Origin of the sequence: Vibrio sp. V42_P2S4T144, assembly GCF_009904715.1 — a bacterium.
In the GTDB taxonomy this organism is placed as follows: Bacteria; Pseudomonadota; Gammaproteobacteria; order Enterobacterales; family Vibrionaceae; genus Vibrio; species Vibrio alginolyticus.
In genome coordinates this window covers 1-15,482 of record NZ_WXWS01000336.1, presented here as the reverse complement: position 1 = coordinate 15,482, position 15,482 = coordinate 1, and the positions used below count along the sequence as shown (strand labels likewise).

At 45.2% G+C, this 15,482-nt stretch carries 15 protein-coding genes; 9 read left to right on the top strand and 6 right to left on the bottom strand.

Features of this window, described 5'->3' with window-relative positions; genetic code table 11:
- Positions 1-123: 123 nt before the first annotated feature.
- The 6 genes from CAG68_RS11770 to CAG68_RS11745 form a co-directional block, all read right to left on the bottom strand.
- The gene (locus tag CAG68_RS11770) at positions 124-1,092 is read right to left on the bottom strand and encodes an alpha-L-glutamate ligase-like protein (protein ID WP_005378387.1); all 969 of its coding nucleotides are present in this window, start codon (positions 1,090-1,092) and stop codon (positions 124-126) included.
- Between the two features lie 3 nt (positions 1,093-1,095).
- Positions 1,096-2,601, bottom strand: a complete 1,506-nt coding sequence (locus tag CAG68_RS11765) for an inactive transglutaminase family protein (RefSeq protein WP_005378389.1) — start codon at positions 2,599-2,601, stop codon at positions 1,096-1,098.
- Positions 2,602-2,612: 11 nt separating this feature from the next.
- Positions 2,613-3,359, bottom strand: a complete 747-nt coding sequence (locus CAG68_RS11760; protein WP_005378391.1) for an ATP-dependent zinc protease family protein — start codon at positions 3,357-3,359, stop codon at positions 2,613-2,615.
- Positions 3,360-3,635: 276 nt separating this feature from the next.
- Positions 3,636-4,607: a tRNA 5-methoxyuridine(34)/uridine 5-oxyacetic acid(34) synthase CmoB gene (gene cmoB, locus CAG68_RS11755; RefSeq protein WP_005387902.1), complete on the bottom strand. Its 972-nt coding sequence runs from the start codon at positions 4,605-4,607 to the stop codon at positions 3,636-3,638.
- A gap of 81 nt (positions 4,608-4,688) precedes the next feature.
- Positions 4,689-5,426 (bottom strand): carboxy-S-adenosyl-L-methionine synthase CmoA, encoded by a 738-nt coding sequence (cmoA, locus tag CAG68_RS11750; protein WP_017635063.1) that lies wholly within the window; start codon positions 5,424-5,426, stop codon positions 4,689-4,691.
- A gap of 93 nt (positions 5,427-5,519) precedes the next feature.
- On the bottom strand, positions 5,520-6,386 hold the full coding sequence (locus tag CAG68_RS11745) for a DUF72 domain-containing protein (RefSeq protein ID WP_064367988.1): 867 nt from the start codon (positions 6,384-6,386) through the stop codon (positions 5,520-5,522).
- Between the two features lie 273 nt (positions 6,387-6,659).
- On the opposite strand from CAG68_RS11745, the gene aspS reads away from it, so the two are divergent.
- The 9 genes from aspS to ybgE form a co-directional block, all read left to right on the top strand.
- Positions 6,660-8,438, top strand: coding sequence for an aspartate--tRNA ligase (gene aspS / locus CAG68_RS11740; RefSeq protein WP_005378401.1), 1,779 nt, complete (start codon positions 6,660-6,662; stop codon positions 8,436-8,438).
- A gap of 142 nt (positions 8,439-8,580) precedes the next feature.
- A complete protein-coding gene (locus tag CAG68_RS11735; RefSeq protein ID WP_054729594.1) occupies positions 8,581-9,327 on the top strand; it encodes a YebC/PmpR family DNA-binding transcriptional regulator in 747 nt (248 codons plus the stop codon).
- A gap of 92 nt (positions 9,328-9,419) precedes the next feature.
- Positions 9,420-9,941: a crossover junction endodeoxyribonuclease RuvC gene (gene ruvC, locus CAG68_RS11730; RefSeq protein ID WP_005387909.1), complete on the top strand. Its 522-nt coding sequence runs from the start codon at positions 9,420-9,422 to the stop codon at positions 9,939-9,941.
- A 67-nt stretch (positions 9,942-10,008) separates the two neighbouring features.
- The gene (gene ruvA, locus CAG68_RS11725; protein WP_017820041.1) at positions 10,009-10,620 is read left to right on the top strand and encodes a Holliday junction branch migration protein RuvA; all 612 of its coding nucleotides are present in this window, start codon (positions 10,009-10,011) and stop codon (positions 10,618-10,620) included.
- Between the two features lie 286 nt (positions 10,621-10,906).
- On the top strand, positions 10,907-11,911 hold the full coding sequence (gene ruvB, locus CAG68_RS11720; protein ID WP_005378312.1) for a Holliday junction branch migration DNA helicase RuvB: 1,005 nt from the start codon (positions 10,907-10,909) through the stop codon (positions 11,909-11,911).
- A gap of 461 nt (positions 11,912-12,372) precedes the next feature.
- Positions 12,373-13,959 (top strand): cytochrome ubiquinol oxidase subunit I, encoded by a 1,587-nt coding sequence (cydA, locus tag CAG68_RS11715; protein ID WP_005378311.1) that lies wholly within the window; start codon positions 12,373-12,375, stop codon positions 13,957-13,959.
- Between the two features lie 17 nt (positions 13,960-13,976).
- The gene (cydB, locus tag CAG68_RS11710; RefSeq protein ID WP_006742909.1) at positions 13,977-15,113 is read left to right on the top strand and encodes a cytochrome d ubiquinol oxidase subunit II; all 1,137 of its coding nucleotides are present in this window, start codon (positions 13,977-13,979) and stop codon (positions 15,111-15,113) included.
- A gap of 12 nt (positions 15,114-15,125) precedes the next feature.
- Positions 15,126-15,233 (top strand): cytochrome bd-I oxidase subunit CydX, encoded by a 108-nt coding sequence (gene cydX, locus CAG68_RS11705; RefSeq protein WP_000270284.1) that lies wholly within the window; start codon positions 15,126-15,128, stop codon positions 15,231-15,233.
- Positions 15,226-15,482, top strand: a 257-nt coding sequence (gene ybgE / locus CAG68_RS11700) for a cyd operon protein YbgE (RefSeq protein WP_161441173.1), incomplete at its 3' end; no start/stop codon positions are given. The genes cydX and ybgE, both read left to right, overlap by 8 nt.

The following is a 15,482-nucleotide window of genomic DNA, read 5'->3' as shown; positions in this document are numbered from 1 at the left end:
ACTTATATATGAGAAGGATGTGTTTAATAAGGAGAGCAAGTGCAAGGTTTTTGGATGCGGGAACAAAAACGCCAGTAATCATGACAATTACTGGCGAGTAATAACGAACATTATGTCGGAGGGTTAGAACAACGGCTTCACACCGAACTGCTCTGCCGCGTAAGCGACGCGTTCAATCGGTTTTGGATACTCAGCAGGTGTGCCAAGGCTCTCTATGTGTTTCAAACGAGGAAGCAAGCCTGCACCATTAGCGATTTGGATTGCCAGACCAGGGCGAGCGTTAAGCTCTAAAACCATAGGTCCTTCATCTTTATCCAGCACCATATCCGTACCCATGTATCCCAAACCTGTCATTTCCCAGGCACTTGACGCAAGCTCCAGCAAGCGCTCCCAATGCGGTACTTGAAGGGTCGAAAGGTCTTTACCTGTATCAGGGTGATGAGTCACTGGATGATCGAACTGCACCGCTCTGACGGCTTTACCTGTCGCGATGTCAATGCCTACTCCTACGGCACCTTGGTGAAGGTTTGCTTTGCCGTCGGAAGCCGCTGTAGAACAGCGCATCATCGCCATAACTGGATAACCTTTAAATACGATGATCCGAACATCTGGTACGCCTTCATAACTGAAGCCATCAAAACAGTCATCAAACTTGATTAAGTTTTCAACCACAGCAACGTCATTTTTACCACCAAGAGAGAAAAGGCCAGCAAGCGCATTACTAATGTGACGCTCGACCTCATCCCTACCAATTGTAGAGCCGGAGGGTTTGGTATATACCCCGTTTTTGTGAGACGTAACAACCAGAATGCCTTTACCGCCACTACCTTGTGCAGGTTTGATTACAAAACCAGGCCAGTTCTCAACCATTTTGTGGATAGTCTTAACTTCAGCTTGGTTATGAATGACACCGATCAGGGCAGGAACTGTTGCTCCTGCTGCCTGTGCAATAATTTTGGTCTTTAGCTTGTCATCGACAAGTGGGTATTTAGAACGATCATTGTAACGGCCAATATAGCTGTGGTTACGCTTGTTCATCCCCATAATGCCTTTATGGCGAAGCTTAGACGGCGAAGTAAAACTTTCGAACATCGTTTAGTCCTCCGCTAGTGGTTTGAAGCGTCGTAGCTCAGTGAGGCGGTAACCTGTGTAAGTACCTAGTAATAGAATACCGGCCAGAACAATCAACTGTAGACCAATGAAGTTAAAGGTTAAGTGTTGAATGTATGAGTTCGTCATTGCAAGGTAAACTAATACCGCTGTCAGCAATGAACCACCACCTTGCAGAGCAACTTCCTTCGCACCTTCTTCTTCCCATAGGATTGACATACGTTCAATCGTCCAAGACAAGATGATCATAGGGAAGAAGGTAATTGTTAGGCCTTCTGTTAAGCCCATTTTAAACGCAACAACGGTGAACACCGAGATGATCATAATAACGGTAATAATGACCGCAGATATCCTTGCTACCAGCAATAAGTTCAACCTAGACAAATAGCTTCGAATAATCAGGCCTGTACCTACAATTAGCAAGAAACCGACAATACCCGTTAATAGTTGAGTTTGAACAAAAGCAACGGCAATCAACACAGGCATAAAGGTACCGGATGTTTTCAGGCCGATAATCACACGCAAGAACACAACGATCAGAGCACCAATAGGGATGAGCATGATGGTTTTGAACATCGCTTGCTCTTCCAAAGGTAGGCTATGAATTGAAATATTCAGTAATCCATCTGCTTCTATTTTGTTGTTTGTAGCTTGTTGTGGTGTCATTTCTTGCTTAATCATCGAGAAATGCACTTGGCTATTTTTACCACCAACAAGGTCAAGTAAGGATACGTTTGATTCATCCCACACTAACAAGTTGGGTTTCACTGCTTTTTGTTCGGATTTTGGCGAAAACAGTACCCAATCTTTACCTGACCAAACCTGAACCATTGGTTGAATTGTTTGGCGTCGACGACCATCTTCTAGTTCGATAACACCGACGGTTTTGCTCTGTATACCTGCGGTAAGCAAAATGTTATGCAGTGCATCAGTACGGCTGAAATCGTTCAGTAGTAGCGACGAGTTTTGGCTATCAGGGTCATTAAGCGCTTTGATAAGCTCACGAGTAAACGTCACATTATCGGCTGAGCGACTCATCGCACGTTCGATAAGGGCATTTGCTGCTGCTGCTTGTGGCGCTGAAAGCGTTGGTGGCGTAATGTCTTCCGTTGGCGGTAAAGGAGTGACTTTAGCCTGAGGGTCTACTAAGAACTGGGCTTTGTAGTATATGGTTTGTGGCCCTTGAGCTTGGCGAATTGACCATTCTGCACGACGGCCTGAATCGTCATTGATGTAGGAAACGCCATAACCTGATGAGGAAGCAGATTCACCGATAAGTGTGTAACCACTTTGTGTATGAGGTGCTGCAAGTGACGCTTTTACTTCGTTGCCGTTAGCATTGAACTCAATACGAGCTTCTACATCCCATACCTGGCGAGTTTCGCCTGGCGTCCAAGGCACGCCGTAGTTTTCATGTCTGAAAACACTCAGAGCAATGCCCGCAATCACCAATAAGATGATAGAAAGGTAAAACGGTATTTTTGACGTCATAATCTACCTTATTATTTTTTATCTTCGTCCGTTTGGATATAGGTACGACTTACATCGACAAGTGCTATGTCGCGCATAAATTCTCTACCCAGTAAAATAGGATGGTTCATATGTGAGCGATCTGCCAACGTAAATTGCGCTTTTTCATGAATTTTTCCAACGCGCACCCAAAGTTCTACCACAGCGCGGCGTTCTAACTCTTCACTGGTAACCTGGCGGATTTTGACGTAGCGAATGACAGGAGCTTCGATCCAAGTACTTTTCTCTTCTTCGGATTTACTGGTGTCTGCTAAGTGGAATCGGACCCATTTTTTGCCATTTCTTTCGAACTCTTCAATATCAACGGCATTTAAAGACGACGTCGCGGCACCAGTGTCGATACGTGCATCAAAAGTTTGCTTAATCGACTCTACAGTGACCTTTTCGATAGAGCCAAGGACAATATCGTGAGTTGGGGTTGGTTCCACAGGAGCGGGAGATTGGACAATAATCGGCTCTTTCGGTTTTTTTACTTCTGCCATTGCTTCATCGCGAAATGTAAGAAGTTCAACCTGTAGTTTATCGACTTGTTCTTCAAGGCTGTCGATATAGTCCGATTGGTTGCTGAGCTGTAGCTCTAGGTTGGTAATGCGATTATTGACATTCGCTTCTGAATTTTGAATCGCCGCTAACGTTTCTTGGTGGTACTGTTCGCCTTTGGTTAGTGAGCATCCAGATAGTAAGGCGATGGCAACAATCGGGGTCAATCGTAATAACATTGAAAACCTTGGGATTGGATTAAGTTGTTTATTTTTTAGGAGTTTAGCTTATATCGATAAAGCCTCACAAGTAAGAATGTTTCTCTATTACTTATTGTTTGAGGAATAGTGATGAAAAGCCAAAAATCAAGGACATAAAAGCGCATCCTTATTTAGAGCGTGCTTATATTTTGACGTGAAAAATGGATTCAAAAAACAAACTCGCTCATTACGAGGAAAGAGGGTAATGTCTTAACTCGTAAAATGAGTTAAGACAATGTCAGGAATCTCAGCGAATTATGATTTGCGAGCGACAAGAACCGCGCGGCGAGGGGCAGGATAGCCTTCTACAGTTTTGCTTGGGTCGTTCGGATCTAAGTAGTCAGGTAGAGAGTTATGCGTCATCCAATCTGTGGTACGTTGTTCGTCTACGGACGTGATGTTTTCATCAACGATACGAACATCTTCAAAACCGACCAATTCTAGCCACACTTTTAGGGCTTTTGCTGAAGGGAAGAAATAGACATTACGCATTTGCGCGTAACGAGAAGTCGGGACCAGTACTGCATTCTCATCACCTTCAATCACGAGTGTTTCCAATACGAGTTCACCACCAGATACCAATTGATCTTTTAGTTGCACTAAATGATCGAGAGGCGAGCGGCGATGGTAAAGCACGCCCATGCTGAATACCGTATCGAACGCTTCTAACTTAGGTAGTTGTTCAATGCCCAATGGCAGTAGGTGTGCACGTTGGTCATCGCCCATTAGTTTACGAATTGCTTCGAACTGAATCAGGAACAGGTGAGATGGATCGATACCGACAGTTAAGCGTGCACCTTCGCCTAGCATGCGCCACATGTGGTAGCCGTTACCACAACCTACATCGAGTACGCTGCGATTCTTTAATGGTGAAATATGCGGAAGCACGCGGTCCCATTTCCAATCACTGCGCCACTCAGTATCAATATGGATGCCGTGTACGTGGTATGGGCCTTTGCGCCAAGGATGGAATGTACGAAGTAAGCTTTCTAGCTTTTTAAGTTCCCCTTGAGGCATCGGCTCATTGTTTGAAATCGTGACAGAATCAACAATGTCGATGTTGTCCGGTCTACCCGCTGGGATTTTGTTCAGGGCTTTCAACCAGCGACCAAAGTCACCGTGCTCTGCATTTTGCCAATCCGTTAGCTGTTGTGGAAGCACATTAAGCCAAGGTTGAAGACGGGTGTCTTGTGCAATCAATTGGTAGAAATTTGCAAAGTTAAACATAGTTAGTTAATCGCTGAGTTGATGGGTATAAATTATTAACAAAAGCCGAAATCGGCATGGTTCAGGCTTTGTATGCATGGTCTATTTAATCGCGAACATGGAGCCGAAGTTAAAGCATTGGAACCAAACATCGTAGCTAGAAAAGCCAATTTTAGCGAAACGCTCTTTATGCTCTTTCTTTGAATCTGGGCGCATTACATTTTCTATCGCGCTGCGCTTTTGGCTGATTTCTAGTTCGCTATAACCATTCGCACGTTTAAAGTCGTGGTGAAGGTCAATTAATAGTTCATTCGACACTTCATCTTCGAAGACGAATTTCTCAGATAGAATCAAAATGCCGCCCGGACGAAGGCCAGCGTAAATTTTTTCGAGCAAGGAGTAACGATCTTCTGGAGAGAGGAATTGCAAAGTGAAGTTCAACACCACCACTGACGCGTTTTCAATTTCGATATTGCGAATGTCTGCTTCTACTACATCCACAGGAGTGTCACTGCGGTAAGCGTTGACGTGAAGTTTACAACGCTCAACCATTGCAGGAGAGTTGTCCACTGCGATGATTTGGCAACCTTCTTGTTTGATATGGCGACGCATAGACAATGTTGCAGCACCCAAAGAACAGCCAAGGTCATAGATGTTTGAGTGAGGTTTTACAAAACGCTCTGCCAGCATACCGATTGCAGAAATGATATTGCTGTAACCCGGTACCGATCGTTGAATCATGTCAGGAAATACTTCCGCTACGCGTTCATCGAACGTGAAATCCCCAATTTTATCGATTGGAGCCGAAAAAATAGTATCTGGATTGCTCTTAGGGTTCATAACTAAGTCTCTGCATACAAGCCGCCTGAAAATGTCAGGCACCAAAAAAGGCGCGTATTTTATGGGAATTTCGCGCCTCTGTCATGTGTTGCGTTAGAACATCTGTAACTGCGAGTTGCCATCGTCAGCTGGGAAAGGTGATAACTCAGGGAGTGTGATACGCTTTTGTATGTCTTTATATAGGTTTGCGGCCAACTCTGGCGCAATTATATTGTCTGCGGTATGGATCATGACATATGGCTGTTTACCTTCGGCAATCCATTGTGGCAACTTGTTGAGCCATGGTTTAAAAAACTCGTAATTTTGTTGTTCTTCTGGATGACCAATAAAGCGAATCAAAGGATGTGAAGCGGTAGCAATGGCGTGAACAGGGACTCGTGGTTTTTTCATTTGTGCATCAATAATCGCCTCATTGTCGGGCTTAGCGGCAAAGACTGGGCGGCTATCCATAATAATGCGGTCAATATTATTCTCTACTAACCATTGGTTAAGTGCTCGCTCTTCTTCGCCTTTGGAGAAAAATGCCATATGGCGAACCTCAACACCGAGAGGGAAGTTAGGTGGAAAGCTCGCGCAGAACTTTTTCAGTCGATCAAGGTGCTCAGGACCAAATGCGGCTGGTAATTGAATTGTCCATTGGCCTACACGGTCATGCAAAGGCTCCATGACTTTCATGAAGTCTCTCAGTTGTTCGCTGCAACCTCTTAGCATTTGCTCATGAGTAATGGCTTTAGGAAGTTTGAAAGTAAAGCGAAAATCATCGTGGGTTGCGGCTCTCCAGTTTTGCACTGTATTGAGCGTCGGTGTGGCATAAAATGTCGTGTTGCCTTCCACGGTATGAAACACTTGCGCATACCTTTCTAAACGTTCAGCGGGCTTTGTCCCGCTGCCGTAAAAACTTTGTTGCCATTGATTGTGCGACCACATCGTCAATCCAAGTCGAAGAGGTAAGTTATCCATTATTCTTTACTGCTTGCTACTCGTGTGAATACTTTACGAGAGTTTTGCTGAAATAGGTAATTTCACGCTATAATCCTCCCCAATTTTTTCGCTTTGGTGCGCTTTTGAACATTTGTTGTACTAAAAAGCACCAGTGAATGATAAAACACACGTAATTGTATGTTGAGTAGTCGATTTTCGTGGACATTCAGCGTATAACTGAATCTTTACTCTGCTTAGCAATGAGGCTGACAGAGCGTAGTTAACAACATTTGAGAGATTGGGAATTTCATTATGCGTACCCATTACTGTGGTCACCTGAACAAGTCCCTTGCAGGACAAACTGTAGAACTTTGCGGCTGGGTTAACCGTCGTCGTGATTTAGGCGGTCTTATTTTTATTGATATGCGAGATCGCGAAGGTATCGTTCAGGTAGTTGTTGATCCAGATATGGCGGATGCGTATGAAGTGGCGAACACACTTCGTAATGAATTCTGTATCAAACTAACGGGTGAAGTGCGCGTTCGCCCAGAGAGCCAAGCAAACAAAGACATGGCAACAGGTGAAGTTGAGATCCTTGCGAAAGGTCTTGAAATCATCAACCGTTCTGATGTTCTGCCTCTAGACTTCAACCAAAAGAACTCTGAAGAGCAGCGCCTGAAGTACCGTTACCTAGATCTACGTCGTCCAGAAATGAGCGACCGCATCAAGCTACGAGCTAAAGCGTCTAGCTTTGTTCGTCGTTTCCTAGATGACAACGGTTTCCTAGACATCGAAACACCAGTCCTAACAAAAGCGACTCCAGAAGGCGCTCGTGACTACCTAGTACCTAGCCGTGTTCACAAAGGCAGCTTCTACGCGCTTCCTCAGTCTCCACAGCTATTCAAACAACTTCTAATGATGTCTGGTTTTGACCGTTACTACCAAATCGTTAAGTGTTTCCGTGATGAAGACTTGCGTGCTGACCGTCAACCAGAATTCACTCAGATCGATATCGAAACGTCATTCATGACGGCTGACCAAGTTCGTGCAACGACTGAGAAAATGGTTCGTGAAATGTGGCAAGAGCTACTAAACGTTGACCTAGGTGAATTCCCAGTAATGCCGTTCAGCGAAGCGATTCGTCGTTTCGGTTCTGACAAGCCAGACCTACGTAACCCACTGGAACTAGTAGACGTTGCTGACCTAGTGAAAGACGTTGAGTTCAAAGTATTCTCAGGTCCAGCAAACGACGAAAAAGGCCGCGTTGCCGTTATTCGCGTTCCAGGTGGTGCTTCTCTGACTCGTAAGCAAATTGATGGCTACGGTGAATTCGTTGGCATCTACGGTGCGAAAGGTCTAGCTTGGATGAAGGTTAACGACCGTGCAGCGGGCATGGAAGGTATCCAATCTCCAGTCGCTAAGTTCCTAAATGAAGACGTGATCAACGGCATTCTAGATCGTACTCAAGCGGAATCTGGTGACATTATCCTATTTGGCGCTGATAAAGCGGGTATCGTTGCAGAAGCAATGGGTGCGCTACGTTTGAAACTAGGTAAAGACCTAGAGCTAACGGATGAGTCTGCATGGGCTCCACTATGGGTTGTTGACTTCCCAATGTTCGAAGAAGATGACGAAGGCAACCTACACGCGATGCACCACCCATTCACATCGCCTCTAGGTGTGACTGCAGAAGAGCTAAAAGCAAACCCAGCTGCGGCAAATTCTAACGCTTACGATATGGTTCTAAATGGCTACGAAGTGGGCGGCGGCTCTGTTCGTATCCACAACGCAGATATGCAAGAAGCCGTATTTGATATTCTAGGCATCACACCTGAAGAGCAACAGCTTAAGTTCGGCTTCCTGCTTGATGCGCTGAAATTCGGTACGCCTCCACATGCAGGTCTTGCATTTGGTCTAGACCGTCTAGTAATGCTGCTATGTGGTACAGAGAACATCCGTGATGTTATCGCGTTCCCTAAAACAACAGCAGCGGCGTGTCTACTAACAGACGCACCAAGTATTGCGAACCCAGCAGCGCTAGAAGAGCTAGCAATCGCAGTAACTGCAGCGAAAGAAAAAGACGCAGAATAAGCGCACAACATTTGAAGAAAACTCCCGCAACTGCGGGAGTTTTTGTTTAAATAAACCCAAGAAACTTCCAAAGCAATTTCCCAAGCAACGCTTTTAGAACATGTTTTGTTATTAAGCGTCAAAATACATTAAAAGGTGAATTATGGCTGGTCATAGTAAATGGGCGAATATTCGTCACCGTAAAGCAGCGCAAGATGCGAAGCGCGGCAAAATTTTTACTAAATTAATCCGTGAAATCGTTGTTGCGGCAAAAGAGGGGGGCGGTGAGCCAGAAAATAACCCACGTTTGCGAGCAGCAATTGATAAAGCACTGTCTAACAACATGACACGTGACACTGTCAACCGCGCTGTCAGCCGAGGTGCTGGTGGTGAAGGCGACGACAACATGGAAACCGTGATCTATGAAGGTTATGGTCCAGGTGGTACGGCGGTCATGGTCGAATGTATGACGGATAACCGAAATCGTACGGTATCTGGCGTACGCCATGCATTCTCAAAGTCAGGCGGTAATCTGGGGACGGATGGTAGCGTCAACTATCTTTTCGACAAGAAAGGCGTGATTTCATATGGCCCAGGTTTAGATGAGGCTGCGGTAATGGAAGTAGCATTAGAAAGTGGTGCTGATGACATTGAAACGGCAGAAGATGGCTCGATTGATGTCTACACGGTCCCAGGCGATTTTGGACTCGTAAAAGATGCTCTTGATGCCGCAGGGTTTGAGGCAGAGAACGCTGAGGTGTCGCTGATCCCATCTACGAAAGCAGATTTGGACGCGGATACTGCGCCAAAACTACTTCGTTTGATTGACGCTTTGGAAGATCTGGACGACGTTCAAGAGGTTTATCACAATGGTGATATCTCTGACGACGTTGCGGCTACGCTAGATTAAACTCAAGGTGTCGGGAGCGGTATTTGCTCCGAAGTTAGCAAGTAATAATAAAAAGACTGAGGCCGGATTAGGCCTCATTTTTAGGAACATCCATGTCAATTATTTTGGGCATTGACCCAGGTTCGCGCATTACCGGCTATGGGGTCATTCGTCAAAATGGACGCCACTTGCAATACCTTGGTAGTGGCTGCATTCGTACTTCAGAAAAAGAACTTCCGGGTCGGCTTAAACAGATTTATGCAGGCGTCACGGAAATCATTACCCAGTTTCAACCGGACGTTTTCGCGATCGAGCAAGTGTTTATGGCCAAAAACGCGGATTCAGCGCTAAAACTTGGCCAAGCTCGTGGCAGTGCAATTGTTGCTGCGGTGAATGCGGAGTTGCCGGTATTTGAATACGCGGCTCGTCTTATTAAGCAAGCTGTCGTCGGCACTGGTGGCGCGGACAAAGCGCAAGTTCAGCATATGGTTCAGCAGATGCTTAAATTGCCCGCCAAGCCTCAAGCGGATGCAGCCGATGCTTTAGGTGTGGCGATTTGTCATGCCAATACTAACAAGACTCTCGTTGCGTTAGCGGGCAAAGCAACCAGTGCCAGAAAAGGGCGCTACCGTTAAAATTGACTGGATGTCTATCCAGTTCTTTATTATCCTGTCGCAAATTCATTTCCAAAGAGTATTTATAGTGATTGGACGTCTTCGTGGCATACTGATTGAAAAGCAACCACCTGAAGTATTAATTGAAGTTAATGGCATTGGCTATGAAGTCCAGATGCCAATGAGCTGTTTTTACGAACTGCCAAATGTTGGCGAAGAAGCCATTATTTATACTCACTTTGTTGTCCGTGAAGATGCGCAATTGCTATACGGTTTCAACACAGTAAAAGAACGAGCACTTTTCCGTGAAGTGATCAAAGCCAATGGCGTTGGTCCTAAACTCGGTCTTGGTATTCTCTCTGGTATGACAGCAACGCAATTTGTTACTTGTGTGGAACATGAAGACGTTTCTACGCTGGTTAAGCTTCCAGGCGTTGGCAAGAAAACCGCAGAGCGATTGGTTGTTGAAATGAAAGACCGCTTGAAAGGGTGGGGCGCTGGCGATTTATTTACACCATTTACGGATGCTGCTCCTGCGGATTCTAGTGCGACATCCAACAACGCGGAAGAAGAAGCAATCAGTGCGCTTCTAGCTCTAGGTTACAAGCCGACTCAAGCGTCGAAAGTGGTATCTCAGATCGCTAAACCGGACATGAGCAGTGAGCAAATGATCCGTGAAGCTCTAAAATCAATGGTGTAACGTTGGTTGCACAGTGAACATTTGTTCAAGATAACTCATTCTCTAAGGTTAATACCAATCGCTTAACGATGTTTTTTATGTCATTCCAGCGAGCCTGGCGAGACTGGGAATCTAATAGCAGCACGCTGAGCGGTTAATGAAACAATTTGACCATAAATCGCTCGGATAGAAGATCCTGTATCACGCTTCTTCGTCGCTGTACAGGATGACGAGATATAGAAATATGCCACTTGCTGTTAAACGAGCGGCATTATTCTCTCAGGTAACCATTTTTCAAGGTAAAAAGATGATTGAAGCCGATCGTTTAATCGCGCCAGAAAACCCTGCCTTTCGTGATGAAGATGTCATTGATCGTGCTATTCGGCCAAAAAAATTAGCGGATTACCAAGGTCAGGACCATGTCCGTGACCAAATGGAGATCTTCATTAAAGCTGCTCAGTTACGTAGCGAAGCACTTGATCACCTTTTGATTTTTGGTCCCCCAGGTTTGGGTAAAACCACACTTGCGAATATCGTTGCCAATGAAATGGAAGTGAACATTCGCACTACTTCAGGCCCTGTACTTGAGAAAGCAGGCGATTTGGCCGCGCTGTTAACCAACCTTGAAGAAAACGATGTGTTGTTCATCGATGAGATTCACCGCTTGAGTCCGATGGTTGAAGAGGTGCTATATCCGGCGATGGAAGATTATCAACTGGATATTATGATCGGTGAAGGTCCGGCCGCTCGTTCTATTAAGATCGATTTACCACCGTTTACGTTAATTGGTGCGACGACCCGAGCGGGCTCTTTAACGTCACCATTGCGCGACCGCTTTGGTATTACTCAGCGCCTTGAGTTTTATAAGATAAAAGACCTCCAAGATATCGTGCAGCGAAGCGCGGATTGTTTAGGTTTATCAATGGAACCTGAAGGTGCATTGGAAGTGGCAAGACGTGCGCGTGGCACACCACGTATTGCTAACCGTTTGCTACGCCGTGTTCGTGATTATGCGGAAGTAAAAGGCAATGGTCACATTTGTGCCGATGTTGCCGATAAGGCGTTGAATATGCTTGATGTGGACGCCGAAGGCTTCGATTACATGGACCGTAAGCTACTACTCGCGATTATGGAAAAATTTGGTGGTGGTCCGGTCGGGCTCGACAACATGGCAGCGGCGATAGGTGAAGAAAAGGACACTATTGAAGACGTTCTTGAGCCTTATCTTATTCAGCAAGGTTATTTACAACGCACTCCGCGTGGAAGAATCGCGACAGATCGTGCGTATTTGCATTTCGGAATTGAAAAATAAGATTCCCTCGCTGGGCCTTTGTTGCCCAGCGCTTCATTAAAGTTGACCAAACTCACATTTTTTGAATTTTTTCTCATACTGGTTTAGTAAGTAAAAAGCATTGATTGTTAACTCGATGTTTGCTTGCAACTGGTTAATTTCTCTCTTGATTACTCTCTCTTAACATCCGTATCCAATACTGGTTGATCTAGATCAATGTGATGGATTTTTGTGCAAATTCCGCGCATAAACATTGATGTATATCAAAGCGCGTTACGGCTATAAACCTTTTGAAACAATCTGTTTTTACAAGTAATATTAGCCCCAGCTATATTAGCTGATGCTTAACAATTAACTAACCAATGAAGCACATTTTTGCAACAATGAGTTGTGATAATTCAACATTTTTCAAGTGTAAATAACACCTGAATATGGATTGCAATATGTAGAGAGTGTCATTCAGCCGACACATAGGAGTTACCATGATTGACGTAGTTGATCTATCGCGGTTGCAGTTTGCACTGACAGCGATGTATCACTTCCTATTCGTACCATTGACCCTTGGTATGGCCTTCCTTCTGGCCATTATGGAATCGATGTACGTAATGACGAACAAGCAAATCTATAAGGACATGACCAAGTTCTGGGGTAAGCTATTCGGTATTAACTTTGCACTTGGTGTGGCGACAGGCCTTACCATGGAGTTCCAGTTTGGTACGAACTGGTCTTACTACTCCCACTATGTAGGTGATATCTTCGGTGCACCGCTAGCGATCGAAGCACTTGTCGCATTCTTCCTGGAGTCAACTTTTGTTGGTCTATTCTTCTTCGGGTGGGATCGTCTATCTAAACGCCAACACTTAGCGGTTACCTGGCTTGTGGCACTAGGCTCTAACTTCTCTGCTCTTTGGATTCTTATCGCAAACGGCTGGATGCAAAACCCAGTAGGCGCAGATTTCAACTTCGAAACCATGCGAATGGAAATGGTGAGCTTCTCTGAGGTTGTACTAAACCCAGTTGCTCAGGTTAAGTTCGTGCATACGGTTGCTTCTGGTTACACTTGTGGCGCAATGTTTATTCTAGGCATCAGTTCATACTACCTATTAAAAGGTCGTGACATTGCGTTTGCTCGTCGTTCGTTTGCTATTGCTGCTTCTTTCGGTATTGCAGCTATCTTATCTACCATCGTTCTTGGTGACGAATCTGGCTACGAGCTTGGTGAAGTTCAAAAAGTGAAACTCGCTGCAATTGAAGCAGAGTGGCACACTGAACCTGCACCTGCCGCATTTACGTTATTTGGTGTTCCTAACCAGGAAACGATGCATACCGATTACGCAATTAAGATCCCTTACGTAATGGGTATTATCGCGACACGTTCTTTTGATGAGCAAGTAACAGGTCTTCGTGATTTACGTGATGAACACGTCGATCGTATTCGTGACGGCATGTACGCTTATGAACTTCTAGAGAAGCTTCGTGCGGGCGATAAGTCAGAAGAAAACATGACTGCGTTTGATGAAGTGAAAGGTGACCTAGGTTACGGTCTACTTCTAAAACGCTACACAGACAATGTTGTTGATGCAACAGAAGAGCAAATCCAAGCTGCTGCGGACGACTCAATCCCAACAGTATGGCCGCTATTCTGGTCATTCCGTATCATGGTTGCTTGTGGCTTCATCATGTTGTTTGTCTTTGGTGCGGCGTTTATCCAAACGTGTCGTCAGAAGATTGAGCAGAAACAATGGATTCTAAAAGCTGCACTATTTAGCATTCCACTACCTTGGATTGCAATTGAAGCGGGTTGGTTCGTCGCTGAGTACGGCCGTCAACCTTGGGCTGTAGGTGAAATTTTACCAGTGCATGTTGCAGCTTCTGCACTAACTGCAGGTGAAATCTGGACTTCACTCTTCGCAATTCTGGCGCTATACACGGTATTCCTGATTGCAGAAGTTTACCTAATGTTGAAATTCGCTCGTAAAGGTCCAAGTAGCCTGAAAACGGGTCGCTACCACTTCGAGCAAAATGCTGACTCTGTTGAAGACAAAGTTAGTCGCCAAGTAGAAGCGTAAGGTAAGGAGATAACAAGATGTTTGATTACGAAATCTTGCGACTCATCTGGTGGGTACTAATCGGTGTTCTACTAGTTGGTTTTGCAGTAACAGACGGCTTCGATATGGGTGTAGGCGCGCTTGTACCTATCATCGGTAAAAACGACACGCAACGCCGTGTCATGATTAACTCAATTGCTCCTCACTGGGATGGTAACCAAGTTTGGCTTATCACTGCTGGTGGTGCACTGTTCGCAGCTTGGCCTTTGGTTTACGCAACGTCATTTTCAGGCTTCTACTTAGCGATGATTTTGACACTAGCAGCGCTATGGCTTCGTCCTCTGGGCCTAGACTACCGCTCTAAAATCGAAGATCCAAAATGGCGCAATACCTGGGATATCTGTATCTCAATCAGTGGTTTTGTTCCGCCAATCATCTTTGGTGTAGCGTTTGGCAACCTTCTACAAGGTGTACCATTCCAATTGAGTGAGTTCTTGATGCCAACATACCATGGCTCATTCTTTGGTCTACTAAACCCATTTGCACTGTTGTGTGGTCTAGTAAGCTTGTTCATGATTTTGATGCAAGGTTCTACTTGGCTACAAATGAAAACAACAGGCGAAGTGCATGTGCGTGCGCGCAACGTTGCTCAGTTGGCTGGTTTACTGACGGTTGCTGCGTTTGTAGCGGCTGGTTTCTGGATCCAAAATATCGATGGCTACGTCATTGTTGGCGGTATCGACACTAACGCTGCTTCTAACCCTCTAAACAAAGAGGTTATCCGTGAAGCTGGTGCGTGGATGAAGAACTTTGAAAACTACCCACTACTATGGGCTGCTCCTGTATTAGGTGTTGCAATGCCGCTTCTCGCTGTATTGGCATCTCGTCTTGAAAAATGTGCGATTTCGTTCATTACTTCAAGCTTGGGTGTTGCTGGTGTTATCTTTACTGCAGGTTTTGCGATGTTCCCATTCATCATGCCTTCAGACTTAATGCCAAGCCACAGCTTAACAATGTGGGATGCAACGTCATCTGAGCTGACTCTGAACCTAATGACAGGCGTTGCGTTTGTTATGGTGCCAATCATCCTTGGTTACACATCTTGGACTTACTACAAGATGTTTGGTCGCCTTGATGACCAGTACATTGAAGACAACAAAAACTCACTTTACTAAGGAGCATTTACTATGTGGTATTTCGCATGGATTCTAGGTGTACTACTTGCTTGTGCATTCGGTATCATCAACGCTCTTTGGCTAGAGCACTCAGAAATGATGGATAAAGACAGTGAGTAACCTCGCTGATAAGGTAGCGAAACTTCACGCACCAATGGATAAGACTCTGCTACGAGTCTTATCTCTCATCCTTGGCTTTATGCACGTAGGATTGGTGATGTGGGACCCTGAAGCTTACCATCAAGCAATTGGTGGTTTTAACTCAATCACCGCACCAGCACTGATTTGGTCTGTATGTTCAAGCATGGTGTATGGGGTGGGCTTCAAGCCAAGAAACTGGTACTGGCAAGTTTTGTTTAGTCCTTATTT